General features: G+C 68.9%; 24 protein-coding genes. 13 read left to right on the forward strand and 11 right to left on the reverse strand.

The window, feature by feature from the left end; all coding sequences use genetic code 11:
• Positions 1-288, forward strand: a 288-nt coding sequence (locus tag JZ791_RS35385) for a hypothetical protein (RefSeq protein WP_216900871.1), incomplete at its 5' end; no start/stop codon positions are given.
• Positions 289-467: 179 nt separating this feature from the next.
• Complete coding sequence (locus tag JZ791_RS35390; protein ID WP_216900873.1) at positions 468-2,135, forward strand: DUF4190 domain-containing protein; 1,668 nt, start codon at positions 468-470, stop codon at positions 2,133-2,135.
• 41 nt (positions 2,136-2,176) lie between these two features.
• On the opposite strand, the gene JZ791_RS35395 is transcribed toward JZ791_RS35390, so the two are convergent.
• Positions 2,177-2,707: a hypothetical protein gene (locus JZ791_RS35395; RefSeq protein ID WP_254206876.1), complete on the reverse strand. Its 531-nt coding sequence runs from the start codon at positions 2,705-2,707 to the stop codon at positions 2,177-2,179.
• A 177-nt stretch (positions 2,708-2,884) separates the two neighbouring features.
• On the opposite strand from JZ791_RS35395, the gene JZ791_RS35400 reads away from it, so the two are divergent.
• The 4 genes from JZ791_RS35400 to JZ791_RS35415 all read left to right on the forward strand — a co-directional run bounded on the left by JZ791_RS35400 (position 2,885) and on the right by JZ791_RS35415 (position 6,741).
• On the forward strand, positions 2,885-3,637 hold the full coding sequence (locus tag JZ791_RS35400) for an SDR family oxidoreductase (protein ID WP_216900875.1): 753 nt from the start codon (positions 2,885-2,887) through the stop codon (positions 3,635-3,637).
• A 116-nt stretch (positions 3,638-3,753) separates the two neighbouring features.
• Positions 3,754-4,644, forward strand: coding sequence for a carbohydrate ABC transporter permease (locus tag JZ791_RS35405; protein WP_216900877.1), 891 nt, complete (start codon positions 3,754-3,756; stop codon positions 4,642-4,644).
• On the forward strand, positions 4,634-5,470 hold the full coding sequence (locus JZ791_RS35410; RefSeq protein WP_216900879.1) for a carbohydrate ABC transporter permease: 837 nt from the start codon (positions 4,634-4,636) through the stop codon (positions 5,468-5,470). Before JZ791_RS35405 ends, JZ791_RS35410 begins: the two co-directional genes overlap by 11 nt.
• Positions 5,467-6,741, forward strand: a complete 1,275-nt coding sequence (locus tag JZ791_RS35415; RefSeq protein WP_216900881.1) for an ABC transporter substrate-binding protein — start codon at positions 5,467-5,469, stop codon at positions 6,739-6,741. The genes JZ791_RS35410 and JZ791_RS35415 overlap by 4 nt, the downstream gene beginning before the upstream one ends.
• A gap of 5 nt (positions 6,742-6,746) precedes the next feature.
• Here the strand turns inward: JZ791_RS35415 and JZ791_RS35420 are convergent, their stop codons facing one another.
• The gene (locus JZ791_RS35420; protein ID WP_216900883.1) at positions 6,747-7,670 is read right to left on the reverse strand and encodes a DNA-3-methyladenine glycosylase family protein; all 924 of its coding nucleotides are present in this window, start codon (positions 7,668-7,670) and stop codon (positions 6,747-6,749) included.
• Between the two features lie 439 nt (positions 7,671-8,109).
• A complete protein-coding gene (locus JZ791_RS35425; RefSeq protein WP_216900885.1) occupies positions 8,110-8,430 on the reverse strand; it encodes a hypothetical protein in 321 nt (106 codons plus the stop codon).
• Between the two features lie 131 nt (positions 8,431-8,561).
• Here JZ791_RS35425 and JZ791_RS35430 point away from each other — a divergent pair, with 131 nt between their 5' ends.
• Positions 8,562-8,783: a hypothetical protein gene (locus tag JZ791_RS35430; RefSeq protein ID WP_216900887.1), complete on the forward strand. Its 222-nt coding sequence runs from the start codon at positions 8,562-8,564 to the stop codon at positions 8,781-8,783.
• Positions 8,784-9,014: 231 nt separating this feature from the next.
• Here JZ791_RS35430 and JZ791_RS35435 read toward each other — a convergent pair whose 3' ends face one another.
• The 8 genes from JZ791_RS35435 to lon form a co-directional block, all read right to left on the reverse strand.
• Positions 9,015-9,914 (reverse strand): quinone oxidoreductase family protein, encoded by a 900-nt coding sequence (locus JZ791_RS35435; protein WP_216900889.1) that lies wholly within the window; start codon positions 9,912-9,914, stop codon positions 9,015-9,017.
• Between the two features lie 62 nt (positions 9,915-9,976).
• Positions 9,977-11,317, reverse strand: a complete 1,341-nt coding sequence (locus JZ791_RS35440) for a Cmx/CmrA family chloramphenicol efflux MFS transporter (protein WP_254206877.1) — start codon at positions 11,315-11,317, stop codon at positions 9,977-9,979.
• A gap of 96 nt (positions 11,318-11,413) precedes the next feature.
• Positions 11,414-11,986: a TetR/AcrR family transcriptional regulator gene (locus JZ791_RS35445; RefSeq protein WP_216900891.1), complete on the reverse strand. Its 573-nt coding sequence runs from the start codon at positions 11,984-11,986 to the stop codon at positions 11,414-11,416.
• 33 nt (positions 11,987-12,019) lie between these two features.
• Positions 12,020-13,015, reverse strand: a complete 996-nt coding sequence (locus tag JZ791_RS35450) for an acrylyl-CoA reductase family protein (RefSeq protein WP_216900893.1) — start codon at positions 13,013-13,015, stop codon at positions 12,020-12,022.
• 70 nt (positions 13,016-13,085) lie between these two features.
• Positions 13,086-14,996 (reverse strand): hypothetical protein, encoded by a 1,911-nt coding sequence (locus JZ791_RS35455; RefSeq protein WP_216900895.1) that lies wholly within the window; start codon positions 14,994-14,996, stop codon positions 13,086-13,088.
• Positions 14,997-15,076: 80 nt separating this feature from the next.
• Entirely contained in the window at positions 15,077-15,859 is a 783-nt protein-coding gene (locus JZ791_RS35460; RefSeq protein ID WP_216900897.1) for an enoyl-CoA hydratase/isomerase family protein, read from the reverse strand.
• Between the two features lie 67 nt (positions 15,860-15,926).
• A complete protein-coding gene (locus tag JZ791_RS35465; RefSeq protein ID WP_216900899.1) occupies positions 15,927-17,072 on the reverse strand; it encodes a DNA polymerase IV in 1,146 nt (381 codons plus the stop codon).
• A 101-nt stretch (positions 17,073-17,173) separates the two neighbouring features.
• Positions 17,174-19,627 (reverse strand): endopeptidase La, encoded by a 2,454-nt coding sequence (gene lon, locus JZ791_RS35470; protein WP_308163280.1) that lies wholly within the window; start codon positions 19,625-19,627, stop codon positions 17,174-17,176.
• A 246-nt stretch (positions 19,628-19,873) separates the two neighbouring features.
• Here lon and JZ791_RS35475 point away from each other — a divergent pair, with 246 nt between their 5' ends.
• The 6 genes from JZ791_RS35475 to JZ791_RS35500 all read left to right on the forward strand — a co-directional run bounded on the left by JZ791_RS35475 (position 19,874) and on the right by JZ791_RS35500 (position 25,472).
• Entirely contained in the window at positions 19,874-20,443 is a 570-nt protein-coding gene (locus JZ791_RS35475) for a TetR/AcrR family transcriptional regulator (RefSeq protein ID WP_254206878.1), read from the forward strand.
• 99 nt (positions 20,444-20,542) lie between these two features.
• Positions 20,543-21,070 carry a hypothetical protein gene (locus JZ791_RS35480; protein WP_216900901.1) on the forward strand — a complete coding sequence of 176 codons (528 nt, stop codon included), beginning with the start codon at positions 20,543-20,545 and terminating at the stop codon, positions 21,068-21,070.
• Positions 21,067-22,113 (forward strand): PrsW family intramembrane metalloprotease, encoded by a 1,047-nt coding sequence (locus JZ791_RS35485; protein ID WP_216900903.1) that lies wholly within the window; start codon positions 21,067-21,069, stop codon positions 22,111-22,113. The genes JZ791_RS35480 and JZ791_RS35485 overlap by 4 nt, the downstream gene beginning before the upstream one ends.
• Positions 22,114-22,166: 53 nt before the next feature.
• On the forward strand, positions 22,167-23,171 hold the full coding sequence (locus tag JZ791_RS35490; protein WP_216900906.1) for a zinc-binding dehydrogenase: 1,005 nt from the start codon (positions 22,167-22,169) through the stop codon (positions 23,169-23,171).
• 86 nt (positions 23,172-23,257) lie between these two features.
• On the forward strand, positions 23,258-24,613 hold the full coding sequence (locus tag JZ791_RS35495; protein ID WP_216900907.1) for a DUF445 domain-containing protein: 1,356 nt from the start codon (positions 23,258-23,260) through the stop codon (positions 24,611-24,613).
• A gap of 67 nt (positions 24,614-24,680) precedes the next feature.
• Positions 24,681-25,472 (forward strand): TIGR03084 family metal-binding protein, encoded by a 792-nt coding sequence (locus JZ791_RS35500; RefSeq protein ID WP_216900909.1) that lies wholly within the window; start codon positions 24,681-24,683, stop codon positions 25,470-25,472.
• Positions 25,473-25,921: the final 449 nt, after the last annotated feature.

A 25,921-nucleotide genomic window follows, 5' to 3' on the forward strand; every position in this document is an offset into this window, starting at 1 on the left:
GCCGCCCCCGTCCGCCATGCTCTTGGTCCCGCACGCCACACGATCGCCCCCGGCAGGCATGCGGTCGGCCTTTATCTCGTCTCAGATTCGCCGGGGACCCTCGCGCTGCCTGAGACCCCCGGCCACCGGGGACCGGGACGGCACCGGACTCCGCTGCCTCGCAGAGTGTCTCGCACCCGTGCGGCACACGCGCCGCTGAATCAGTACGAGGTGCTGCTGTTCTGGATGGCGGGCGCGCTACTGCGGCTACGCGTCGCGGTGGTGGGGATACAGGCCCTCGAGGAGTAACGACGCCGGTCCCGCCGGGCGCTCGGGGTCGGCGCCCGGCGGTGGCCGCCGCTCGGATCGCGTGCACACCACCCACGTCTCGAGCACAGTGATGCGCGGTGGCACACCGGCCCTCTATTCTCTTCGTAACCGGGGCGGGTCCGTTGGTCGAGGTTCCTGCTGGTGTACGAGAGGAACGTATGGCCCGTCGTGAGCAGCCCACCGATACCGAGGGATGGGCGCCGCCGGGCCCCAAACCCTGGCCGGTGACCGGACTGCCGGAGGATGGGCGAAAGACGCGCTCCCGAGACACCGGACAGGTTCCCCGATTACCGGCCGATCCGGACGCACACGGCTGGGGCACCGGCCCGATCCGCCAACTGTCGGTCGCACCACGCAACGGGCACGCACCGGAGGCGCAGCGACCTCCGGCGCCCGACGCGGATTCACGGCGTTACCAGGCCCCCGAGTCAGGCCGTGCGGTCCCGGACGCGAAGCGCTTCCAGGCGCCGGAGTCCGGCCCGGTCCCGGCCCCCACGGCAGAGCGCCAGACTTCCCGGGCGCACCCCGAGCCGGAACGCTATCGAGCGCCGCAGCCACCACGACTACCACCCACTCGACCCGCGCCGGCGCCGGAACATCATCGGGCGCCGGGAACCGACCGTTTGCCGGCGTCCCAGCCGGAACGACTACCCGCCCGGCCGGAACCGCCGGCCGCGGACCGCAACCGGCCGGCGCCTCCGCAACGACTGCCTCCGCAACGACTGACACCTCCCGCGCAATCCCAGCCGCGACGGTTGGCGGATTCGGTAGCCGAACAGTTCGCGGAGTCGATCGCCGAACGGCTGTCGGCGCCGGTGGCCGAGCGTTACTCGGCGCCGTCCGGACCGGAGTCCCAGCCCGCGCCCGAGACGGACCGCTACCGAACGCCCGCGCCGCAGCGGCTGCCCGCCCCCGAACCTGCGGCCACACCCTTCGTGGCGCCGCGGGCCGAACCCGCCCGGTCCGCGGAGTCGGAATACATTCCGGGCTCGCAGGCCGCATACTCGGAGGCCGAGTACCCCGAATACATCGAACAGCCCGCTGAATACACCGAAGAGTCCGCCGAGTTCATCGAAGAGCAACCCGGGGAATCTCGGACGGAGACCGAGCATCACATGAACACCGCACAAACGCGCCGCTCACCGAAGCGGCTTCAGGCGGACAGCGACCGCTGGCCGGAGGAACCGGGGGACGACGAGTACGAGCCGAACCGCCGACGTTCCGGGCGGCTGCGGATGGAGGTGCAGCCCATCGTCAATCCGTATTCGATCGTGGCGCTGATCGGCGGGCTGGTGGGTCTGTTCCCGGTGGCGATCGTATTCGGGTTCATCTCGTTCAGCCATCCTCGTGGCCGCATCATGGCGGTGTTCGCGCTGATGCTCGGCGTCGCGGAGGTGACGATCGTCGCGGGCGTGCTGATGCTGTCCGGGTATTCGTTGCCGCACAACCCGTTCCACACCGACGCACTGGGTACGGCGCCGACCACGTCACCGACCCAGCCGGAGGCCCTCGCCCCGGCGCCGAACACGACTACCAAGACGCCCCAGACCACGTCGGCGGCCACCGTCTCGGCGACGGCCACCAAGGGCGGTACGTGCACGGACGCCGGTCTCATCAGCACCGACGCCGACGGCAACTCCCTGCTGTGCCTGCAGAGCGGCAACGCGAACAGCTGGTCCGGCCCGTACACCGTGTCGCCCACGGTCGACCAGGCGGGTTCGACCTGCAGTCCGGCCACCGACAAGTCCGCGCGCACCGCGGACAACCACGCCCTGGTCTGCGAAGGGTCCGGGCACAACGCGGCCTGGGCGCTCTGGGTGTCGTGAGGGTGTCGTGAGGGTGTCGTGAGCCGCCTGCGCTCGCTCGATCACCTCGAACGCAGGGCACGCCCCGCGTGCTGCCAGAACGGCTTTCCGACGAAGAAGGTCGCGCCCGCGGCGATGATGGTCACCGCCGCGTCCACGCTCTTGCGTCCGTCCTTGGCCCAGTACACATCTTGCAAATCCAGCAACAGCGCCAGCTCGTCCACCACGAGCGCACCGGCCGAGCCGTAGGCGACGGCCACCGCGGGGTGGCGCCGATGCTCCTGCGAGCCGTGCAGCGCGACCGCTCCCACCCCGGCGAACAGCGCGATGCCGATGTTGTAGTGATGGAAGTGCCTGCCCCCCAAGCTGATTCCACCACCCTTCGGGCCGTGTCCGCCGCGGATCCAATGCGTCAGCAGCCTGAGCCCGGAGAACAGCACGGTGAACGCCGACCAGGAGATGAGCGCCGACTGCTCACCTGGATCGAGTCGTTCGTGCCACTCGTGGCGCAGCCGCGCCCAGCGACCCGTGGGCCCCGCCGACACCGCCTGGGCATCGGCAGGTGCGGAAACACTCGAATCGGACTCCACCATCCACCTCCTCTGGACCAGCGTGCTCGGCCTACACCTCGACGATCGGCGCACAGTCGCCGCTCGAACCACGGCTCTGCGATGTCCTATCGAGAGTACCCAGCCAAAGGTTGGCAAAAGACGACCAGTCAGAATGCTGGATAGTGACCTATCGCGCATCGAACACGGAGGTTTGATCACATGGCCGAAAAAGTTGCCGTAGTTTCCGGAGCCGCTCGGGGGATCGGCGCGGCGATCGCCAAGCGTCTGGCCTCGGACGGGCTGGCCGTCGGCGTGCTGGACCTGGACGAGGCGAACTGCGCCGACACCGTCAAGGCGATCACCGACGCCGGTGGGCGCGCGGTGGCCCTGGGCGCGGACGTCTCCAAGGAGGACTCGGTGGCCGCGGCCGTCGAGCAGTTGGCCGGATCGCTCGGCGCACCGACCGTCGTGATCAACAACGCCGGCATCCTGCGTGACAACCTGCTGTTCAAGATGAGCGTGGACGACTGGGACGCGGTGCTCGGCGTGCATCTGCGCGGCGCGTTCCTGCTCACCCGCGCGGTGCAGAAGTACATGGTCGAGGCCAAGTGGGGCCGCATCGTCAACATGTCGAGCACCTCCGCGCTGGGCAACCGCGGCCAGGTCAACTACTCCGCAGCCAAGGCCGGTATGCAGGGCTTCACCAAGACCCTGGCCATCGAGCTGGGCAAGTTCGGCGTCACCGCCAACGCCATCGCGCCCGGATTCATCGCCACCGATATGACCGCGGCGACCGCGGCACGGGTCGGCGTCGACTTCGAGGACTTCAAGAAGGCCACCGCATCCCAGATTCCGGTGCAGCGAGTCGGTGTTCCCGACGATATCGCCCATACCGCGTCGTTCCTGGTGAGCGAGGGTGCGGGCTTCGTGTCCGGTCAGGTCATCTACGTCGCGGGCGGGCCCACCGACTAGACACCCTCCACCGGAGGTGGGCGAGTCACGCCGTCGACGCGTCGCATCGGTGAGGAAATCTGGTGCGGGTCTCGGCGACGAGCACGTCGATATGACAGGTGGGCACGCTGATCGGCATGGCGCGGGTAGGTTCGCACGGTGTGAAACGTCGTGAGACTCGTCGCGCGCTGACCGGTTATGCGCTGCTGCTGCCGAGCCTGATCGGGGTCGGCTGTTTTCTGCTGCTGCCGATCGCGGTGGTCGCCTGGCTGAGCCTGCACAGCTGGAATCTGCTGGGGCCCGTGCGGTTCGTGGGCCTGCGCAATTGGCGTGCGGTGCTGGGTGATCGAGATTTCGGGCACGCACTGCTGGTAACGCTGGTGCTGGCGGCGATCGTGGTGCCGGTGCAGACCGTGCTCGGCTTCGCCGTCGCCACGCCGTTGGCCCGGCGGCGCGGCGGGACGGCCCTGCGGGTGATCTACGCCCTGCCGTGGATGTGCGCGCCCGTCGCGGTGGGCGTGGTGTGGCAGTGGCTGTTCGCGCCGACCGGCGGTGCGATCGACGCGCTGCTGGGACGACGGATCGAATGGCTGTCCGATCCCGCGCTGGCGCTGCCCTCGGTGGCCGCGGTCAGCATCTGGTCGAACTTCGGCTATGTGGCGCTGTTCTTCGTGGCCGGTCTGCGGGCGATCCCGCAGGAGATCCTGGAGGCGGGCACGCTGGACGGGGCGAGCGGGTGGCGGCGGGTGCGCTGGGTGCTGCTGCCGCTGCTGCGGCCGACCATGTTCTTCGTGCTGGTCACCGGGGTGCTCACCGTGTTCCAGACGTTCGACTCGGTGTACGCGCTGACCCGGGGCGGGCCGGGCAATCGCACGGACGTCGTCGCGATGCGGATCTTTTCCGAGGCCTTCGACGCCGCCCGGCCGGGACGGGCGGCCGTGATGGCGATCGTGGTGTTCGTGGTGATGTTCGCGATCACGCTGGCGCAGCATCGGTACTTCCGGAATCGGACGGCCTATGAGTACTGAGAAGACCGCATCGAATCTCGTCCGCACGGGTGTGGTGTATCTGCTGCTCGTCGCGGGCGCCTTGCTCACCGTCGCGCCGCTGGTACTCAGCGCGCTCACCGCGATCAAAACGCCGGGGCAGTTCGCGAGCCGATCGGCGCTGGCCCTGCCCAATCCGGTCACCTGGGACAACTTCGCGACCGTACTGCACCACGGGCTGGGCCGCGCCGTCCTGGTCACCGCGCTGATGACGGTATTCATCACCGGCGGACAGCTGATCACCTCGATCCTGGCCGCGTACGCGTTCGCCCGCACCGAATTCCCCGGCCGCGATCTGCTGTTCTGGGTCTATCTCGGCACCATGATGGTGCCCTCGATGGTCACCCTCATCCCGCTGTACCTGATGTTCGCCAAGCTGGGCTGGCTGAACACCTTCTGGGCGTTGGTCCTTCCGTTCGTTCTGGCCTCGCCGTACGCGATCTTCCTGCTGCGCCAGTACTTTCGCGGGATCCCGGAGGAATTGCTCGGCGCCGCAAGGCTGGACGGCGCGAACACCCTGGACATCCTGGTGCACGTGATGGTTCCGATGAGCCGCCCGATCCTGGCCACGCTCGCGCTGATCACCATCGTGTCGCAGTGGAACAACTTCATGTGGCCGCTGGTCGCCTCGAGCGGTGACACCTGGCAGGTGCTGACCGTGTCGACAGCGACCCTGCAGACCCAGTACAACGCGCAGTGGACCCTGGTGATGGCCGCGACCACGCTGGCGATCGTGCCGCTGGTGGTGCTGTTCGTGATATTCCAGCGGCAGGTGCTGCGGTCGATCGCGTGGACGGGGCTGAAGTGAAGACATCGACACGGGTGGTCCTGGGCCTGGTGCTGAGCGTCGCACTGCTGGTCGCGGCGGCGCTGTGGCTCGGGAACACCGGCGACGGATCGGGCCGCACGGTGCTGCGCATGCGCATCTGGGATTCGAGTTTCGTGCCCGCGTACCGGGCCTCGCTGGATGCGTTCCAGCGGGCGAATCCGGACGTGGAGGTGCGGATCACGGTGGTGCCGTGGGCCGATTACCAGGAGAAGCTGCGACTGGACGTGGCCGGGGGCACCGCGGACGACGTGTTCTGGTCGAACCTGTACGAGGATTACGCCGACGCGGGCAAGCTCATGGACATCGGCGCACTGCTGGGCCCCGACGCCGTGCGGACCTGGGATCCGACCGCCGTCACGCAGTACACCCGTCGTGGAAAGCTCTGGGCGGTACCGCAATTCGTGGACGGCGGCACGGCGATGTACTACAACCGGGACCTGCTCGCGGCCGCGCACGTCGATCCGGCCGAATTGTCCACGCTGCGCTGGGGTCCCGCCGATCAGGACACCTTCACCCCGCTGCTGCGGCGGCTGGCGGCCGTCTCGCCGTGGGCGTACAACGCCGCCAACGACTTTCAGTCGATCGAACTACCATTCCTGGGGTCGGCCGGTGGACGCCTGCAGGGACCGGACCAGCGGTTCGTATTCGACAGCCCACAGGGCGTCCAGGCGTTCGGCTATCTGGTGCGGCTGATCGCCGAACGGCTGTCGCCCTCGGCGGCCGACACCAACACCAACACCGATTTCACCAGAGACGCCTTCCTACAGGGGAAGATGGCGCTGCTGCAATCCGGGACCTACAACCTCGCCCAGATCGCCCAGCAGGCGAAGTTCCACTGGGGTGTGGCGATGATCCCGCAGGGGCCCACCGGGCGGATCAGCACGGACAACGCGATCGGCGTCGTGGGCAACGCCGCGACGCACCACCCCGAGGCGACGCGCCGCCTGTTGGCCTGGCTCGGCAGCGCCGCGGGCGACGGCTACCTCGCCCGGAGCGGCTCGAGCATCCCCGCGGTCGTCTCCGACCAGCAGATCTATCGAGATTTCTGGACGCACAAGGGAATCGATGTCGCGCCGTTCTTCGATGTGCTGCGGGGCCCCCGCATCTCCGGCGGTGGCGGCCCGGGTTTCCCGGCCGCCTTCGAGGTGCTCACCCAAGGGCTGTCGGAGATGTATCTGGGCCGAATCCCGGTGCCCGAGGCCCTGTCCCGCACCGCCGCGGCGGCCAACGCGGCGATGGATCAGCGGTAGCCGCCTCAGATGCGGGTGATGTCGACCAGCGGGGTGCGGGGACCGAATTTCGGTTTGCGCGCCCGGCCGGAGATCTCCAGCAGGCGCACCGCCCGGTAGCGGTGCGGGCGAAGGGGTTCGAGGTATTCGACCATGGCATCGTCGTCGATCGGGCGGCCGAGCAGGGTCCAGCCGATGGTCGCGGCGAGGTGGAAGTCGCCGACCGACAGGGCATCCGGATCACCGAGGGCGCGCTGGGCGGTTTCCGCGGCGGTCCACACCCCGATGCCCGCCACCGTGCGCAGGCGCCGGGAGGCGGCCACCGGATCCATCGTCGCGGCCTGCTCGAGCTTGTCGGCGATGCGCGCGGCCAGCACGATCGTGCGGGAGCGCTGCGGATCGACGTTGGCGCGGTGGTACTCCCAGGACGGGATGTGCCGCCAGGTCTGCGGCGGCGGCGGCACCCGCATCGGCACCGGGGTCGGCCCGGGCGCGGGATCACCGAATTTCGAGACCAGCCGCCGCCACGACGCGCGCGCGGAGACGGTGTGCACCCGCTGCTCCAATATCGCCGGGGCCAGTGCCTCGAAGACCAGGCCGGTGCGCAACATCCGCAGACCCGGATTGCGCCGATGCGCCTCGGCGATCAGCGGATGCGCGGGGTCGAAATCCGCGACGTCCTCGTCCAGGCACAGCATCGCGGGCAATCGGTCGACGAATTCCGCCGCGCCGGGCCCCCATGCCCGTGCGTCCACCGCGCAGGGGCCGGCTTGGGTGAGCCGGTAGGTGACCGGGCCGGTCGGCAGGCGCGACGCGTGCCAGTGCGCGCCGCCGGGCGTGGTCGTATGGCAGGGATCACCCGCGCCCCGGCGTAGCGGCGCGAGGGTGCCGGCGAGATCGATGGGACGGTCGGCACTCACCGTGCGAGCCGCATCGATTCTCGTATCCACCGGGTCATTCTGCGCCACGCCGGAATCCGGACGGCGGGCATACCCGGTTCCCAGCGTTCGCACAGCGATCATCAAGGAATGCTGATCGTTCGACCAGTAGGTTGTAACACGACTTTCAGTATTCCGATTCATAGTCCGATTCACCGCATCGGCAATCGATCGGCATACATCACGACGGAGGACTCGAATGCTGACGAACCTGATCAACGCCGTACTCAACATCTGGGGAAGTATCTTCGCCGGAAGCTCCGGCTACCAGATCCCCGCGGGCACTCTGCCGTTCGGTAGCTGAGCCTTTCGCCGCCGAGTGCCCGGCGTTTCCGCGCCGGGCACTCGTCGCGAAATTCACCGCTCCAACGGGATGACAAAATTTTCGGCAATCTAACGGCAACCGGTGATCGCTGTCGCTTTTACCCATTTATCGAGCGACCGGTCAGCCTTACGCCGGGGTCGCCATCATATTGGCGTAGTAGTCGTTCCATGCCCGCTGAAAGCCCGGCTGGGTGCCGAGCCCGGCCGCGTAGCCGACCCCGATTCCGGCCGGGATATTCCACAGCATCGACCAGACGAACGGCAGCGACAGCACGCCCATCACGACACCGCCGATCGCCGCGCCGACCTGACCCGCGGGCCGGGCGTTGCGATATTCGGTGATGAACCGCTGCATCACCTCGAAATCGTGGTCGCCCGGCGGCAGCCACGCCGTCCACCGCGCCACCCACGGCGCCGGTCGGCCCGCCGCCGAGGAAGCCCAGGACACCGCCGAGAATTCCGCCCGCGATCGCCCCGCCCTGGGCCGAGGGCAGCGCCTGCCGGTACGCGTTCATCAGGTGCTGACGCAGGCGGTGATACGTCTGGACGGGGTCCGCACCCTGGGCCGCCGGATAGGCGATGCCGTCTGCGGCCACCGGGGTGATCGTCATGACCTTCGGTGACTCGACCGCCAGCCGGAGCATCACCGGTGCGGCGGCGGTCAGCAACGCCATCGGAAACTCCTCGACGGGCGCGGCGCGCTCATCGAGCAGTTGCATCCGCTGCGCGTCGGGCGCCGCCCGGAAACTACCCCGGTCCAACCGCACCCGCACCCCCGATGACGACCACGACACCATGTAGGGCAGGCCGTGGGAGACCATGGTCGCCGAATCGCCCGATGCGGCCGGGCCCGGGGGCCGTGGCGACGCACCGGCGATACCGGGCAGCACGCCCAGGGCGGTGACGACAAGCAGAGCCGGTGTAATTGTCCTGCTCAGGGTCCTTTTCATAGCCAGAGCATGGCAGTCGCGACGTAATATTCCACGCAAGACAGACCCGCATTTCCTGATGCGGCCGGTTCGTGCGGTGCGACTAGACCAGCAGGACGATCTTGCCGAGTCCGTGCCCGGTCTCGCTCTCGGTCTGGGCAGCGGCGGCCTCGGCGAGAGGGTAGGTCCGCGCCGGGCCGGGCAGGACGAACTCCCCGGTGGCCACCCGCTGAGCGACCTTCTCCACGAGATCCAGCGCCGTTGCCCCGGCGCGGGAGTAGAACCGCACGCCCTTGTCCGCGGCGGTGCCGTCGGCGATCGTGATGATGCGGTCGGTCCCGCCGCGCAGCTCGATGGCGGCATCGAGGAATCCGTGGCCAGCGCAGTCGAACACCGCGTCGACGCCCCGCGGCGCGATCTCCCGCACCCGCGCCGCGACGCCCTCGCCGTAGGTGGTCGGCCGCGCGCCGAATCGGGCGACCACGGCCTGATTCGCGGCCGACGCGGTACCAATGACGTCCGCACCCGCCGCCCGGGCCAGTTGCACGACCATCGCGCCGACCGCACCGGACGCGCCGTTCACCAGCAGCGTCTCGCCGGATTTCACGGCCAGCGCCTCCAGCCCGCCACCGGCGGTGTTGGCCGCGACCGGAACGGCCACCCCGTCCGCGAACGACAGCCCGCCGGGTTTGGCGACCAAGCTCGTGGCCAGCGCGTACTCGGCGTACCCGCCGCCCACCGACCAGCCGATGACCTCATCGCCCACCCGCCACGCCGCATCGGGTCCGACCGCGTCCACGACCCCGGCGATCTCGACCCCGATTCCGCGCGGGAATTCGGGCGGCCCGGGCATGAGCCCCTGGCGTGTCTTCCAGTCCGCCGGATTCACCCCCGCCGCGCGCACGGCCACTCGCACCTGCTCACCCCCGGGTTCGGGCAACGGCGCCTCGACCAGCCGCAGAACCTCGGGACCACCGACTCGCTCGTACCGGATCGCATGCATACACCGAGCCTAGAACGATCTTGCGAAACGGATGACACGGGTACGCCGGCGTCAGCAAAACGTCACCGGTAAGGCCCTGACGCGCGCGAGTCAGTTCTCGACCGGTTCCCAGCCGCGGCGCGGCGCGCGCCCGGGGGGCCTGCGCCCGTCCCGGGATCGGCACACGATGTAGGGCCGGAACAGGTATTGGACCGCGGGACGACGGGGGCGCCCGGGATAACGGGCGCCGCCGGTATGGCGGGGCGCCCGCCGGGGGGACGAGAGCGGCGCTCCAGCACCGACGAGCCGCCCACGACTACCAGTGCGAGCACGCCCAACCCGGCCCCGATCCACGCGACGGACGGATAGCCCCAGCCCGCGCCGATCGCCATGCCGCCGAGCCAGGGACCGACGGTGATGCCGGTGTTGAAGGAGGCGACGTTTCCGGCCACGCCGAGCGTCGGCGCGGCGGGCGCCAGGGTGAACACCCGGCTGTTGAGGGTGGGGTTGACGCCGAAACCGAAGGCTCCCAACAGGAATACCAGCACGCCCACCGCGACGGCCTGATGGACTGCCGGCGCCAGCAGCACCGAGGTGAGAATCACGCCGAGGATGCCGACGACCAGGCTGCGCCGCGGGTGGGCGTCGGCGGCCCGGCCGCCCACGATGATGCCGCTCAGCGATCCCACGCCGTAGACCAGCAGGAACAGCGGCACCCAGCCCGCGCCCACCCGGGTCGTCTCGGTGAGCAGCGCGCCGAGATAGCTGAAACTGACCAGCAGGGCCGCGGTCGAGGTCGCGATGGTGCCGTAGAGCAGCAGGACAGGGCCGTTCGCCAAGGCGCGCAACTCCTTTCGGACCGGCGAGGGCTCGTCCGGGCGGGCGTCGGGCACCTTCGCCAGCACTCCCGCCATCGCGATCACCGACAGGGCGGCCACGGCCCAGAACGAGGCGCGCCAGCCCAGGTGCTGACCGAGGAAGGTGCCTACGGGCAGTCCGATTACCGTCGCCACCGTCAGCCCGCCCGCGAGGATGCTCATCGCCCGCCCGCGCATGTCGGCGGGGACCAGGCGGGCCGCGGTCGAGGCTGCCACGGCCCAGAATCCGGCGTAGACGAACGCGGCGATCACGCGGGTGCCGAGTAGCACCCGGTAGTCCGAGGTCAGCGCGCCCGCGATATGCGCGACGACGAAGACGGCCAGGAATACGAGCAGGGCGTTGCGACGGGACCATCGCCGTGTGGCCACGGCCAGGATGGGCGCACCGACCAGCATCCCCACCGCGAACGCCGAGATCAGCAGGCCCGCCTGGGGTATGGAAACGCCCAGATCATGCGATATGTCGGTGAGCAGTCCGGCGAGCATGAGCTCCGAGGTGCCCTGGGCGAAGATGGACAGTCCCAGGATGTAGACGGCCAGCGGCATCGGGAGAACCCTTCATTTTTGGAACATTCAGTTCAAAACTGGAGCAGCGGAAACGTCGCCGCGAGACGTCAGGTCAGCGGGTTGTCGACGAGGCGATCACAGACAGCTCAGTGCGACGGTCGCGATCGCCTCGAGCGCCTCCCGTTCCGCACCCCCTCGTGCCGCGACGCGCATACCGCCGATGGCCGCGATGAGGAATTGGGCGAGATCGCCCGCCGTCCGGGATCCATCGATCTCACCGGCGCCCTGTCCGGCGGCGATCACAGTGGCCAGCGCGGAGCGCCGCCGCTCGAAATCGGCGCGCAGCAACTCGGCCACCCGCTCATCGTGCGGTCCGAGCTCGACGGTCGCGTTCACCACCAGGCAGCCGAGCGGATCGTCCTGCGGCGCGTCGATGATCTGCCACAGCAGTGCGCGCAGCCTGTCCCGCGCCGACCCCTCGCCGTCGAGCACCGCGAAGATGCCGGAGTTCTTCTCCCGCATGTACTTACGCAGCGCGCGCTCGAACAGATCGTGTTTGCTGCTGAAGGTGTTGTAGATGCTGCTGCGCCCCAGACCTGTGGCCGCGCAGAGATCCTGCGTCGAGGTGCGCTCGTATCCGGAGGACCAGAACGCGCGCATCGCCGAATCCACCGCCCGATCCTCGTCGAACTGCCTGGGTCGCGCCATGGTGGCAGGCTATCACATTTTAGAACAATCGTTTCAGAACTCTCCGGCCACGCCCAGGACCGTCCGGCCGGAGTGGTTGCCCGCGCGGATCGCGTTGAGGACCGATTCGGCCTCGGTGATCGGGGCGTAGTTCTCGAGCAGCGAAAGATGCCGCGGCTTCAGCTCATTGCCCAGTCGAGCCCACAGCTCGCGGCGCGCGGCGATCGGGAACTGCACCGAATCGATGCCGAGCAGTGATACGCCCCGCAGGATGAACGGCAGGACGGTGGTGGGCAGGCCGGATCCGCCGGTCAGCCCGCTGACCGCGGCCGCGCCGCCGTATTCGATGGTGCTGAGCACGTGCGCGAGGGATTTGCCGCCGACGCTGTCGACCGCACCGGCCCACCGCGCCTTGCCCAGCGGGCGCGGCTTGGCGTCCGGATCCTCCGGCAGCCGGCCGATGATCGTCTTCGCGCCCAGCGCCGAGAGCAGTTCGCCCGCACCGGCTTTGCCGGTCGAGGCCACCACCTCGAAGCCCTGGCCCGCCAGGATGTCGACCGCGACCGTGCCGACGCCACCGGTCGCGCCGGTCACCAGGACCGGCCCCGTGCCCGGGGTCAGGCCCCGGTCCAGCAGCGCCTGCACACTCATCGCGGCGGTGAAACCGGCGGTGCCCAGGGCCGCGGCCTCGCGCGTGGTCAGGCCGTCCAGCTTCACCACCCATTCGGCCGGAACACGGGCCAACTCGGCGAATCCGCCGTTCTGCGAGACACCGATGCCGTAACCGTGCGCGACGACCTGATCGCCGGGCGCGAACTGCGCGTCCTGCGATTCGACCACTTCGCCGGTGATGTCGATGCCCGGGATGATCGGATAGTCGCGGACGACGCCGCCACCCGGGGTGATCGCCAGCAGGTCCTTGTAGTTCGCGCTCGAGAAGTGCACCCTGATGGTGACGGTGCCCGGTCCGAGGAAATCGTCCCCGACCTCCTCACGCACCAAGGCCACGCCGCCGTCGGTCTCATGTGCCACCATCGCCAAGAACGCCATACTTCCGAGCATAGGGTGCCGTTCGCCGCTCGAGCGAGCATGACTCTCGTCATACCGGCATACTCTTGACTCAGCGATCGTAGGACGCGACGCCGACCGGGCCGACGCCAAGGCACATATTCAATCCCGGTGTAGGGGAACCGATTCGCAAGTAGGTTCCGTGACCGATGATCCGCACGTAGACGGTGTTCACGCCCGCGTGGACCGGGACGAGCACGGCCTGACCGTATTGCAGGCCCACCGTGATCTGCCCGTCACGGTTGGCCAGGTAGTTGAGCTGTGCGGTCCAGGCGTTGTCGATCATCGGACCGTCGAGGGCGATCGGCTTCGGCTGCGCCCCGCTGATGCTGTAGCCGCAGTGGCGCACGCGTCCGGTGACTATCCGTCGGTTCCACCAGACCACCGCGTCGACGATCTGCCCGCTGTTGGTGATCATCCGCAGGTGTGGCGTGCTGCCTGCGAACATGTCCGGACGTGCGAGCGGGGAGAGAGCCTCGCTGATCCGGTTGTGCGGATAGGCCACCGGGCTCAGCACATCCCAGGGCAGTTCCTGTTCGAGCAGCGGTGCGCCCGGTGCGGCGAGCGCCGATTTCACGGCGGTGAGGTAGGTCCTGGTCGGGTCGGCCGACCAGGACCGGCTGAAGCTCCAGGTGGACCACAGGCTGCTGACCACGAACGCCGCCGCCAGCCCGAACACCAGCGCCGGGCGCAGCGCAGCGCGTTGGGGCTTACGTCGGGGAGCGCGCAGCAGCAATGCCCCGGCGATGGCCAGGGGCACCACCAGATCCGCGAGGTAGCGCAGCGACTGGCTCAGCTCGTCGGTGGTGTTAGGGCCGCCCCGGACCAGCGCGACCGGGAGCTGCGCCGCGATCACATAGACCACCAATGCCAGCCAGACCGGCCAGACTCGCCGGCGAGTCCGCAGCGAGTACGCCACCACGGCCGCGACGACGAGCCAGGCTACCATCACCGCCCATCCCGGCGCCGCGGCCCAGGGCACGGAGGGCAACCACCGATCCCAGCTCCACGGCCCGCCCAGCAGTGCCGGGACGATGCCGCGCGAGACCGCGTGATTCAGCAGCGCCCGCACCCCCGCCGCGGTGCTGTGCACCGCCGAGACGTGCATGACCGTCCCGTACAGCGCCCCCCAGCACAACAGCAGCGCCGCCGATCCGATCCACAGCCCGGCCCCGCGCCGTGCGACCATCCGGATCGGGCGGTCCTGCCCGTCGACGTACCGCAGCAGGACGGCCGCGGTGAACGCGACGAACGGCACGATCACCGACTTCTCGAAGAACAGCAGGGCGACCAGCAGCACGACGCATCCGGATACCGCGTACCTGGTCCGTCCGGTGCGCACCAGCAGCAGCGCGTCCCCGACCACCCAGGCGAGGGCGAATTGCAGCGGCAGCGCGTTCAACGCCGCGGACCACCAGGCGAAGGCGGGCAGCGTCAACGGACAGAACAGGTAGAAGGCCAAGGGGAGCAGGATCATCCAGGGCGTGTGGCGCGCGAGGTTTCCCCAGGTGCCGCGCCACGATCGCAGCATCCCCGAACCGCCCTCGCGGACGTCGCCAACCGCCGCGGGGGCCCCGCGCGCGGCGTACCGGGCCGAACTCAGCACCAGCAGCATGCGCAGGACCGCGATCGATGCGGCCAGTTGCAGCACCAGCATCGAGATCGCCGGGCCGGTCCAGACATACGGGCCGAGGCGGGTGGTTACCCAGGAGAGGGCGAAGGCCGCGGGCATGAAATGCCCGTCCTGGTTGTACAGCAGAAACTTCGCCGATAACAAAGGCAGCCTGCCCGCGCGTCCGGCGAGAATCAGGTCGTCCCAATAGAAATAGCCTCGCCCGGCCACCCACCCGCGGACCGCCAGCTGCACCGCGATCAACCCCACGGCCGCGACCAACGGACTCGTCCACCGGCGGATGGGGGTCTGCGTGGATACCGGTGGCGAGGTGACCAACGCGGTATTCATGGGCCCCCACCCTAGGGGACGATCGGCGAGCCGGCCGGGTGAACTTCGCGCTGGCGGCAGTCCGGCGGCGCGTTCGCGGATCAGCCGAATGCGGGCGGGCGCTTATCGATGAAGGCGGCGATGCCCTCCTTGCCGTCCGGGTCGACGGACGCCGCGCTGATGAACGCGGCCTCGCGGGCCAGCTGCTGCTCGAGGGTGTGATCGGAGCTGACCAGCAGCAGCTTCTTGACGTTGGCGTTGGCGTGGCGCGGTCCGGCGGCGAACTGCGCGGCCAGCTCGTCGACCGCCTTGGTGAGCTCGTCGGCGGGGACGACGCGATGCAGCAGACCCCAGTCCAGCGCCTCGGCGGCGGACAGGGTGCGGTTGGACAGCATGAGCTCCTGGGTGCGGCGCAGGCCGATCAGCCGCGGCAGGTAGTAGGAGGAGCCGCCGTCGGGGCTCAGCCCGGCCCGGGTGTAGGCCATGGTGAACGAGGCGGATTCGGCGGCCACGACCAGATCACCGGTGACCGCGAGGCTGAACCCCGCGCCGGCCGCTGTGCCGTTCACCCCGATGATCAGCAGCGCGTCCATCCGCGCGAACGACGAGATCGCCTCGTGCAGCGCGCCCGCCAGATGTTCGAGGTAGGTCGCGGTGTCCTCCTGCGCGGCCATCGCCTTGAGATCGCCGCCGGCAGAGAAGAACCGCCCCGCGCCGGTCAGCGTGACCACCTTCAGTGTCGGGTCGTCCGCACAGAACGATGCTGCCTGCGCCAGCTCCCGGGCCAGCACGTGATTGATCCCGTTGGCGGCGTTCGGACGGTTCAGCGTGATCCGGGCGATCGGCCCGCTCCGCTCGAATCCGATCGTCTCGTACTCGGTCATGGGTTCCCTCTCCGTGATGTCCCTGTCAGCATGACAAACGACTCGAACGTAGATAACCGTGCCCGCCCTATTCGGGCAACAGTTCCAGGCGCACGCCCAGCAGGCGGATGGGCCGGTCGAGTTCGAAGCGGTCCAGAATCTCCAGAGCGACCTGCGCGATCTCGGCGACGTCGGCCGTCGGGGCGGGGAGCTTGCGTTGTTTGGTGCGGGTGTAGAAGGTCTTGGTGCGCACCGTGACGCCCACCCTCGTGGTGACGCGTCCGTCGGCGGCGACCTCCTGGGCGACCGCGGTCGCCAGCCGGACCACCGCGGCGTCGATCTCGGCGCGATCGGTCAGGTCCTGCGGGAAGGTCTCGGATTTGCCGTGGCCCACCGGGACTCGCGGCTCGGTGACGACGTCGGTATCGCCCGCACCATGTCCGAGGACCCACAGGTATGGGCCGGTGGCCGGGCCGAACTCGGCCGCGAGCGCCTGCCGGTCCGATGCGGCCAGTTCGGCGACCGTCGTAATGCCCAGGGCCTCCAGGCGTTTAGCGATGCGCGAGCCGATACCCCACAGGGCGCTGGTGGGGAGGTCGGACATGAGTTCGGACCAGTTGTCGGTGGTGAGGCTGAAGATGCCGGTGCCGGTCGCGGGTTCATCGGCCGACTCAGCTTGCGTGGCAGGAGAATTCGCGACGGGCGAATCCACGGGCGACGCGGCCGGCGAATCCACGGGCGCGGCAACCATCCCGGACTTGCCGACGGATTTGGCGAAACCGGTGGCGAGTTTGGCTCGAAGTTTATTGTCCCCTATGCCAACTGCGCAGGTCAGATCCAATTCGGCGACAGCGGTGCGTATCTCGCCGGCCAGTTGCCGCGGATCATCGGTGTCGGCGGCCAGGAACGCCTCGTCCCACCCGAGAACCTCCACCCGCACTGGGAAGGTGCGCAGCAGATCCATAACCTCCTCGGATGCCTGCTCGTACGCGGGAATGTCCAGCGGCAGAAATATCGCCTCGGGACATTTACGGGCCGCGGTACGCAGCGGCATCCCGGCCCGCACCCCGTAGCCGCGCGCCGGATAGGACGCGCAGGTGACCACCTTGCGTGGCTCGTCCGGGTCGCCGTTGCCGCCCACGATGACCGCGCGGCCCCGCAGTTCCGGGCGTCGGCGAAATTCCACCGCCGCCTGGAACTGATCGAGGTCCACGTGCAACAGCCACCTGGGCATACCCCAGTCCTACCGCATGTCACCGACAAGACCGGCTCGGCTCGCGCATACGAGGAGGCCGTACGCATCCCGCGGGATGCGTACGGCCTCGTGATCGGCGATCAGGCCGAGGTGGCCAGGGCCTGGTACGCGGGTTCGGCGACCGGCTCGATGGCGTAGGCCAGGATGTCGGCCACGTCGGCGACGGGTCGCACCTCCACCGCGGCCAGCACCTCGGCGGGGACGTCGTCCAGGTCCGGCTCGTTGCGGGCCGGGATGAACACCGTCTTCAGGCCCGCGCGCTGGGCGGCGAGCAGCTTCTGCTTCACCCCGCCGATCGGCAGCACCCGGCCGTTCAGCGTGACCTCACCGGTCATGCCGACATCGGAGCGGACCTGGCGGTCCAGTGCCAGCGACACCAGGGCGGTGACCATGGTGACGCCCGCGGACGGACCGTCCTTGGGCACCGCGCCCGCCGGGAAGTGGATGTGGATGTTGCGATCCAGCACCGACGGCTCGATGCCTATCTCCTCCAGGTGCGAGCGGACGTAGGTCAGCGCGATCTGCGCGGACTCCTTCATCACATCGCCCAGCTGGCCGGTCAGGGTCAGCGAGCGCTCGCCCTCGGCGGCGTTGGCCTCGATGTAGAGGACGTCGCCACCGGCGCCCGTCACCGCCAGGCCCGTCGCCACGCCCGGAACCGCGGTGCGCTCCACCGAATCCGGGGTGAACCGGGGGCGGCCAAGGAAGTCCTTCAGGTCGCCCAGGTCGATGCTCAGCGAGCCCTCGGACACCGTCGCCTTCGCCGTGTCCTCACGCACGAGCGAGTCGTAGCCCAGCACCGGGTCGTATCCCGAATCCGCGGCGGATTCGCCCGCGCCGGAGAGGTTTTCATCGGCCACGCGATCGGCTTCGGACAGCTTCGTCGCGGCCTTGCGCAGTGCCTTCGCGACCAGGCGCTCCATCTGCCGCACGCCCGCCTCACGGGTGTAATTCGCGGCGATCTCGCGCAGCGCCGCGTCGGTGATCGAAACCTCCTGTGCGGTCAGCGCATTGCGCTCGAGCTGGCGCGGGACCAGGAAGTCACGAGCGATCGCGACCTTGTCGTCCTCGGTGTAGCCATCGACGGTGATCAGCTCCATGCGGTCCAGCAGCGGGCCCGGGATGGTGTCCATGACGTTCGCGGTCGCGATGAACAGCGTGTCGGACAGGTCCAGATCCAGATCCAGGTAGTGATCGCGGAACGTGTGGTTCTGCGCCGGGTCCAGCACCTCGAGCAGCGCGGCGGCCGGGTCTCCCCGGAAGTCCGAGCCGACCTTGTCGATCTCGTCCAGCAGCACGACGGGATTCATCGAACCCGCCTCCTTGATCGCGCGCACGATGCGACCGGGCAGCGCGCCCACGTAGGTGCGCCGATGCCCGCGGATCTCCGCCTCGTCCCGCACGCCGCCCAGGGCGACGCGCACGAACTTGCGGCCCAGCGCCCGCGCCACGCTCTCACCGAGCGAGGTCTTACCGACGCCGGGGGGACCGACCAGCACCAGCACCGCGCCCGAACCGCGCCCGCCCACGACCTCGAGGCCGCGTGCGGCCCGCCGCGAACGCACCGCCAGGTACTCGACCATGCGGTCCTTCACCTCGTCCAGGCCGTGGTGATCGGCGTCCAGCACCTCGCGGGCCGCCGCGACATCGGTCGAATCGGTGGTCTTGACCGTCCAGGGCAGTTCCAGCACGGTATCCAGCCAGGTGCGGATCCAGCCCGCCTCCGGGCTCTGTTCGCTACCGTGCTCGAGCCGGTCGACCTCGCGCATCGCGGCCGTGCGGACGGCCTCGGGCAGATCAGCGTTCTCGACTCGGGTGCGGTAGTCGTCGGCGCCGTCCGGCTCGCCCTCGCCCAGCTCCTTGCGAATCGCGTTGAGCTGCTGGCGAAGCAAGAATTCGCGCTGGGACTTCTCCATCCCCTCGCGCACGTCCTCGCTGATCTTCTCCGCGACATCGGCCTCGGCGATGTGATCCTTGGTCCAGCCGATCAGCGTGGTCAGACGCGTCGCAACGTCCGGGGTTTCGAGGATCTCGCGCTTCTGCTCATCGGTCAGGTACGGCGCGTATCCGGCGGTGTCGGCCAGGGCGGAGGGATCGGTCAGCCGGTTCACCGCGTCGATGACCTGCCAGGCCTCGCGCCGCTGCAACACCGCCACGACCAGCTTCTTGTATTCGGCCGCAAGCTCTTTCGTGCGACCGTCCGCTTCGGGAACCTCGACCGGCTCGGCCTCGACCCACAGCGCGGCGCCCGGCCCGGTCACCCCGTGGCCGATCTTGGCCCGGCGCTCGGCCTTCAATACCGCGGCGGGCGCGCCTCCGCGCATCCGGCCGACCTGCTCGATGGCGGCGACCACACCGAACGAGGCGTAGCCCTCGGCGAGGCGGGGAGCGAGCAGCACGGCGTCCAGCCCCGCGGCCCGGGCGGCATCGATGGCGGCCTGCGCCGACTCGTCGAGCTCGATGGGCACGACCATGCCCGGCAGCACGACCGGATCGGTGAGGAACAGCACCGGCAAATTCTGTGGTGTAGTCACGTTCGACCCTTTCGGAAAAGTTGAGCGATACCTACTCAACCCCGGACCCGCGGGTTCTGTTCCGAACCCCTGTTCACCGACCGCGAACAGGTCATCGACCCAAAGTTGAGCGTCACCTACTCAACACTGACCATCTCCCGATTGTTCCAATCTGAACATCCGAGGGTTACACGTCGCCTAGCCGCCACCATCAGGCCGTCGCCCTGACCACCCTGTCTCGGGACCCGGACGTATTAGGTTGTTGATATGTCGCCCCGATCAGGACTGACCACCGAGCGGGTGGTGCGTGCGGCGGCCGAATTGGCCGATCAGATCGGGTTCGACAGGCTGACGTTGTCGGCGGTGGCGCGGAAATTCGGGGTGCGGGATCCGAGCCTGTACGCGCATGTGCGGAATCTGCACGATCTGCGGGTGCGGGTGGCGCTGCTGGCCGGCGCCGAGTTGAACGAGCGGATCGGTGCGGCGGTCGCGGGCCGGGCGGGCAGGGATGCGCTGGTTGCCTTCGCCGACGCCTACCGGGGTTATGTGCTCGAATATCCGGAACGGTATGCGGCGACGCAGATTCGGATGGATCCGGCCGAGGTCTCCGGCGAGCCCGCACTGCTGCGCGGCATCGAACTCACCGCGGCCATGCTGCGCGGCTATCACCTCGGCGAGACCGAGGCCCTGGACGCTGGGCGCCTGCTGCGCAGCACCTTTCACGGATTCGCCACCCTCGAGGCGGCGGGTGGATTCGCGCACTCGCGGCCACCCGAGGACTCTTGGCCGCAGATCGTGGACGCACTGCATCACACGCTCTCGAACTGGCCGTCCTAGCCGCACAATCGTGTTGCTGCTCATCCCGACATGACGGTGCCCTTATCGTTGACAGGTTGGTTTGCCGGGTCTCGGCGGGCTGCGCCGAAAGGAGTCTGCGTGGGCAGAGGGCGTGACTGGCGGCTGGCCGGGGTGGTGCTCGGGATCGTGGGGGTGCTCATCGCGGTGCCGGCGGCGCTGGCGGCGGTGGTGCCGGAGCGGCTGGAGACGGTGGCCAAGGGGGAGGAGATCAGCCTCACCGCGCCGGGAGAATCGCCGGACACGGTCGTGTTCTCGGGTGTGGACGGATGGAGTCGGCGGACCACGGGGGATGACACGACCGCGGTGCTCGAGGGGCCGCGAGGGCTGGTACTTCTGGTGAACGCGGTCAACGGGGTCACCGATTTCGAGGCGGCGACCCGGTGGCGGAGCAAAGTTCTGGCGGCACAGGCGTTCCCGGTGGTCCTGGACAACGAGCAGATCGGCAACACGAACGGATTCTCCGGACCCACCTGCCACGGCCGGACGCACGCCGGGGTGTGCGCGATCCTCGGCAACAAGAATCTGGCGGTTTCGGTGCTGCTCAGCGGCCCGGCGACGGAGGCGGATCTGCTGCCGGTGATCTACTCCCTGCGAGTGAAATCATGAGTTGGCCGGGGCGTATCTGGTTGCAGCCTCGCTCGGCGCTGTGGTGGGTGTACTGCCTGGTGTGTTTCGGCGGGCTGATCGGCTTCGTGCTGCAACTGCTGCCCGTCGCGATGGTGACCTGGACCGGAATCCTGGTGGGCCTGCCGTTCACCATCGTGACACTGCTGGTGATCTCCACCCTCATCCTGTGGCTCGACTTCTTCCGCGCGCACGTGCGCATCGCGAGCGTGCTGGCGATGGGGTTCGTCTGGGGTGCGGCGGCCGGCACCGGAATCGCGATGTTCGCCAACGACAACATCATTCGCGTCATCCAGAACCTGGCCGGTGAGGGATTCGCGACCGACTGGCAGGCCCCGATCTCCGCGGCGATCATCGAGGAGGCCATCAAGGGCGCCGGCGTGTTCACCGTCGCCTGCCTGGCCCGCCCGCTGCTGACCAGGCCGATGCACGGCCTGCTGCTCGGCGGCTTCGTCGGTCTGGGTTTCCAGGTCGTCGAGGACGTCACCTACGAGGCCAACGCCGGATTGCAGTCCGCGCAGGGGGATGTCGGCAGCGCGCTGATCGTCGGCGTGCTGCGACTGCTCACCGCGTTCACCTCGCACTGGATGCTCACCGGCATCGCGGGCATCGGCATCGTCACCGCGGTCGGCGCGCGCGGCTGGTCGCGCGGTCGGCGGCTGCTGACCTTCGCGGTCTTCTATCTGCTCGGCGCCGCAATGCATTTCGTCTGGGACGCGCCGGTCACGGGAGACTCCGGAATCGGCAGCACGCTGGGCCGGATCGCGGCGTACATCGTCATCTTCGCGGTGGTCTACCTGTGGGTGATGCGCGCGGAACGACGCTGGTTCCGCGGCGTGGTGGACTGGGTGGTGGCCCGGCGGATGGCACCGCCCGACGAGCTGAACACCCTGATCTCGCGTCGGTCGCGGCGCCGGGCCCGGCGGGCGCTGCGCATGCCGCACAAATTCGCGCGCGTGCGACGCCATCAGCTGCTCGACTGGGTGCAGACGGTGGATACTCACACCGGGCATACCACGGTGTAATACTCGTGGCCGAGACAGCGCCGCCATCCGCCCACGTCGCGAGGAGACCGATCATGCTTGCCGCACGCCTACACCTGGGGCCGGAACGACACCTGAGCCTCGACGAGATACCGACGCCCGAGCCCGGACCGGACCACGTGCTGATCAAGGTGGAGGCCGCGGGCGTATGCCTGTCCGATGTGCATCTGATCGAGGGCATGCTGACCCCGCTGTTCCTCCAGGGCGACGTGGTCACCCTCGGGCACGAGGTGGCGGGCACGGTGCACGCGCTCGGCCCCGGGGTCGCAACGGCGAAGGTCGGCGACCGGGTGCTGCTGCAGGCCGGTGAGGAGCGCGAGGGCAGGGTGTTCACCCGCGGCGTCGACTATGACGGCGGCTGGGCCGAATACACCCTGGCCCGCGTCGACACCCTGGTGCCGATTCCCGACGACCTGCCGTTCGAACAGGCCTGCTTCATTCCCGACGCGGTCTCCACGCCGTGGGGTGCGATCACCGCCACGGCCGCGGTCCGGCCCGGTGAGCCCGTCGGCGTCTGGGGTGTGGGCGGGCTCGGCGCGCACGGGGTGCAGCTGCTGCGCATGATGGGCGCGGCGCCGATCATCGCGGTCGACCCGCCGCCCGCCGCCCGCGAGCGCGCACTCGATTTCGGCGCGGATCTGGCCTTCGATTCGGCCGACAAGGACCTGCGGACACAGATCTTCACCGCCACCGACGGCACGGGCCTGGCCGCGGCCTTCGACTTCGCCGGGGTGCCCGCAGTGCGCGAACAGGCCATCACCTGCCTGGGTGTGGAGGGGCGGCTGGTGCTGGTCGGGTTGACCGACAAGCCGATCACCATCACCGGCGGCACCGCGTTCAGCTTCTTCAAGCAGCAACTGCGCGGACACTACGGCTCCTCCGCCGAGCACGTGCGCGAGCTGGTGAAACTCCAGCGGCTGCATCGGGTGGAGTTCGCCCGGTCGGTCAGTGCGGTCATGCCGCTGGCCGATGCGCAGAAGGCGGTGCACGCACTGGAATCCAAGCAGGGCAATCCGATCCGGATCGTGCTGAAGCCGTAGGATGACAGCGCCGGTGCCCCGATGCCTCATGCGGGACCGGCGCTGTATGCATCCGAGGCGGCGTTCGACCAGGAGGGGGCCAGGCAATGACGGCACTCTCCGGCGGGGTGTTCGTCGACTGGGAGAACCTCACCCACCAGACCAAACTGGTCGTCGACCTGGTCAGCTTTCCGATCTTCAGCGCCGCGGCGGGGTGGCTGACCAACTGGACCGGCGTGCTGATGCTGTTCTGGCCGTTGCGGTTTCGCGGCGTTCGGATTCCGGGCCTGGCCCTGCTGTACCCGTACTTCCCCCGCCGCGTGCAGGTGCTGCCCACCTTCTCCGGGGATGGGTCGCGCCTGGGCTTCCAGGGATTCATCCCCGCGCGCGCCGAGAAGATGGCCAGCATCTGCGTCGATATGGCGATCATGCGGATCGGCAGCCCCAAGGATTTCATCCACGAACTCGACCTGCAGGGCATCGCCGACTACATCTCCGAGGTCGCCCGCGATCAGGTGCCGGAACTGGTCAACGGCATCATGTACCGGGAGAATCCGGATCTGTGGCGCGCGGTGCCCCGTGCGGCGCGCCAACTGCTCTACCAGCGGGTGGCGCGTGAGCTCCCGGAACTGTGCCGCCGGGGGTTCGAGCAACTGGGCGACAATGTCGACCAGCTCATCGACATCAAGCTTTTCGTCATCCGCTATCTGCGCGAGAATCCGCGGATCCTCAAGGATCTGACCACCACCATCGCCGCGCCGGAACTGAAGTTCATGGTGCGCATCGGCCTGCTGGGCGCCCCGTTCGGCCTGGTACTGGCCCTGTACATGAATGTGCACAAACATATTCCGGTCGTCAGCTGGATTCCGGGCTGGGCGGTCGTGCTGGCCGCCGCGGCCGCGATCGGTGTGATGGTGAACGTCATCGCGATCAAGATGGTGTTCGTGCCGGGCGATCCGCAGCCGCGCTACAAGTACCTGTGGAAGCAGGCGCTGCTGGCCAAGCGGCAACCGCAGGCGGCCGGTGACCTGGCCCACATCCTGGCGTACGAGGTCCTGACGCTGCCCAATCTGGCCGGCGAGCTGCTCGCCGGACCCAATGGCGACAAGACCTACCAGATCATCGAGACCCTGATCTCCGACGAGATCCAGCGCCAGCTCGGCCCCACCACGGGCGTCGTGCGGGTGGCGTTCGGCCGCCGCCAGTTCGACAACCTGAAGGTGGGCGCGGCCGGCGCCGCGGTGGGCCTGGCGCCCACGCTGGTCGCCGACGAGGCCTTCGCGATGGAGCAGGCCAAGAAGATCGACGAGTTCGCCACCCGCAAGCTCCAGCAGCTCACCCCGGGCGAGTTCATGGAGATGTTCTACGCCTCCGTCGAGCAGGACGCCTGGCTGCTGTACCTGCACGGTGCGCTGCTGGGGCTGGTCGTGGGCGGGGTGCATATGGTGCTGTTCGGCTGGTAGAAACCAAGCACGCGTGCTTGCTTTGCCGGGTGTCGTTTGCGATGCTGAACCGGCGGAAGGGAGCTCGATGGCGGATCTGGCGGCACTATTGGACGATTTCACGGCCGAATGCGCCGATCTGGATCGGATCGTCGCACCGCTGTCCGGGGCGCGGTGGGCCGATCCCACGCCCGCGGCCGGCTGGACGATCGCCCATCAGATCGGTCATCTCCTGTGGACCGACGAGGTCGCCCTGCTCTCGGCGACCGACGCCGAGGCGTTCGCGCAGCAGGTGCGCGAGGCGCTGCCGAGGATGGAGACCTTCGTCGACGAGGCCGCGGAGCAGGCCGCCGCGCTCGAGCCCGCGCGGCTGCTCGAACGATGGCGCCGCGGGCGCGCCGGACTCGTCGAGGCGCTGCACGCGGTGCCCGCGGGCACGAAATTGCCCTGGTTCGGCCCGCCCATGAGCCCGGCGTCGATGGTCAGCGCGCGACTGATGGAAACCTGGGCGCACGGACAGGACGTGGCCGATACGCTCGCGATCACCCGTACCCCGACCGCACGGCTGCGCAATATCGCCCATATCGGCGTTCGTACCAGGAATTTCGCGTACGCCGTACACGGCAGGACCCCGCCCGAGGCGGAATTCCGCATCGAACTGACCGCGCCCGCGGGCGAAATCTGGTCGTGGGGGCCGGATTCGGCCGCGCAACGGGTCACCGGCACGGCTCTGGACTTCTGCCTGCTGGTGACGCAGCGACGGCACCGCGACGACCTGGCGCTGAAGGCCCTCGGCGCCGATGCCGACGAGTGGCTGGGAATCGCACAGGCTTTCGCGGGGCCCACCGGCACAGGGCGCACCCCGGGCCAGTTCTCCTGATCTCCCTCGATGCGAGCGTCGGAGCGAGGGAGGCAGCGGGCGAGCGCCAACTTGCGTTGCGCCTGCCTGATGCCGACCGGACGCCGTTGGCCGGAGGTCTCGGTATTGGCTGTCGAAGCAGGCGCTCGCCAGCTGATGAACTTTTTACCCAGCTGTTCCCGTGCTGAAACCTACGAAATATTCGCACCGGCCGAGTGCCCGACGGCAGTGGGCCCGACTCACCACTGCCGCCAGGCTATTCAGGTGGCCCGACCGACCCGGTTCAGAACAGGGTCAGTGTGTCGGAAGTCTCAGCGATCCCGGCAGATTCAGCAGATTCAGCGATCTCGGTGCTGAAGCGGTCCGGTTCTGGCCGTATGACGGGGCTCCTGGGCTCCGACGGAACCGCGGCGGGAATCGGCTGGGTCGGCGCGGCCGGATCGATCACCGGAATCGGCACGGTCGTCGGG

The organism is Nocardia alni (genome assembly GCF_019038435.1).
In the GTDB taxonomy this organism is placed as follows: domain Bacteria; phylum Actinomycetota; class Actinomycetes; order Mycobacteriales; family Mycobacteriaceae; genus Nocardia; species Nocardia alni.

What these genes read in the sequence shown, in the direction of transcription:
- JZ791_RS35390 (WP_216900873.1), top strand. Translation starts at nt 468, where the DNA reads ATGGCCCGTCGTGAGCAGCCCACCGATACCGAGGGATGGGCGCCGCCG.
- JZ791_RS35395 (WP_254206876.1), bottom strand. Translation starts at nt 2,707, where the DNA reads ATGGTGGAGTCCGATTCGAGTGTTTCCGCACCTGCCGATGCCCAGGCG.
- JZ791_RS35400 (WP_216900875.1), top strand. Translation starts at nt 2,885, where the DNA reads ATGGCCGAAAAAGTTGCCGTAGTTTCCGGAGCCGCTCGGGGGATCGGC.
- JZ791_RS35405 (WP_216900877.1), top strand. Translation starts at nt 3,754, where the DNA reads ATGGCGCGGGTAGGTTCGCACGGTGTGAAACGTCGTGAGACTCGTCGC.
- JZ791_RS35410 (WP_216900879.1), top strand. Translation starts at nt 4,634, where the DNA reads ATGAGTACTGAGAAGACCGCATCGAATCTCGTCCGCACGGGTGTGGTG.
- JZ791_RS35430 (WP_216900887.1), top strand. Translation starts at nt 8,562, where the DNA reads ATGCCGTCTGCGGCCACCGGGGTGATCGTCATGACCTTCGGTGACTCG.
- JZ791_RS35435 (WP_216900889.1), bottom strand. Translation starts at nt 9,914, where the DNA reads ATGCATGCGATCCGGTACGAGCGAGTCGGTGGTCCCGAGGTTCTGCGG.
- JZ791_RS35440 (WP_254206877.1), bottom strand. Translation starts at nt 11,317, where the DNA reads ATGCCGCTGGCCGTCTACATCCTGGGACTGTCCATCTTCGCCCAGGGC.
- JZ791_RS35445 (WP_216900891.1), bottom strand. Translation starts at nt 11,986, where the DNA reads ATGGCGCGACCCAGGCAGTTCGACGAGGATCGGGCGGTGGATTCGGCG.
- JZ791_RS35450 (WP_216900893.1), bottom strand. Translation starts at nt 13,015, where the DNA reads ATGGCGTTCTTGGCGATGGTGGCACATGAGACCGACGGCGGCGTGGCC.
- JZ791_RS35455 (WP_216900895.1), bottom strand. Translation starts at nt 14,996, where the DNA reads ATGAATACCGCGTTGGTCACCTCGCCACCGGTATCCACGCAGACCCCC.
- JZ791_RS35460 (WP_216900897.1), bottom strand. Translation starts at nt 15,859, where the DNA reads ATGACCGAGTACGAGACGATCGGATTCGAGCGGAGCGGGCCGATCGCC.
- JZ791_RS35465 (WP_216900899.1), bottom strand. Translation starts at nt 17,072, where the DNA reads ATGCCCAGGTGGCTGTTGCACGTGGACCTCGATCAGTTCCAGGCGGCG.
- JZ791_RS35475 (WP_254206878.1), top strand. Translation starts at nt 19,874, where the DNA reads ATGTCGCCCCGATCAGGACTGACCACCGAGCGGGTGGTGCGTGCGGCG.
- JZ791_RS35485 (WP_216900903.1), top strand. Translation starts at nt 21,067, where the DNA reads ATGAGTTGGCCGGGGCGTATCTGGTTGCAGCCTCGCTCGGCGCTGTGG.
- JZ791_RS35490 (WP_216900906.1), top strand. Translation starts at nt 22,167, where the DNA reads ATGCTTGCCGCACGCCTACACCTGGGGCCGGAACGACACCTGAGCCTC.
- JZ791_RS35495 (WP_216900907.1), top strand. Translation starts at nt 23,258, where the DNA reads ATGACGGCACTCTCCGGCGGGGTGTTCGTCGACTGGGAGAACCTCACC.
- JZ791_RS35500 (WP_216900909.1), top strand. Translation starts at nt 24,681, where the DNA reads ATGGCGGATCTGGCGGCACTATTGGACGATTTCACGGCCGAATGCGCC.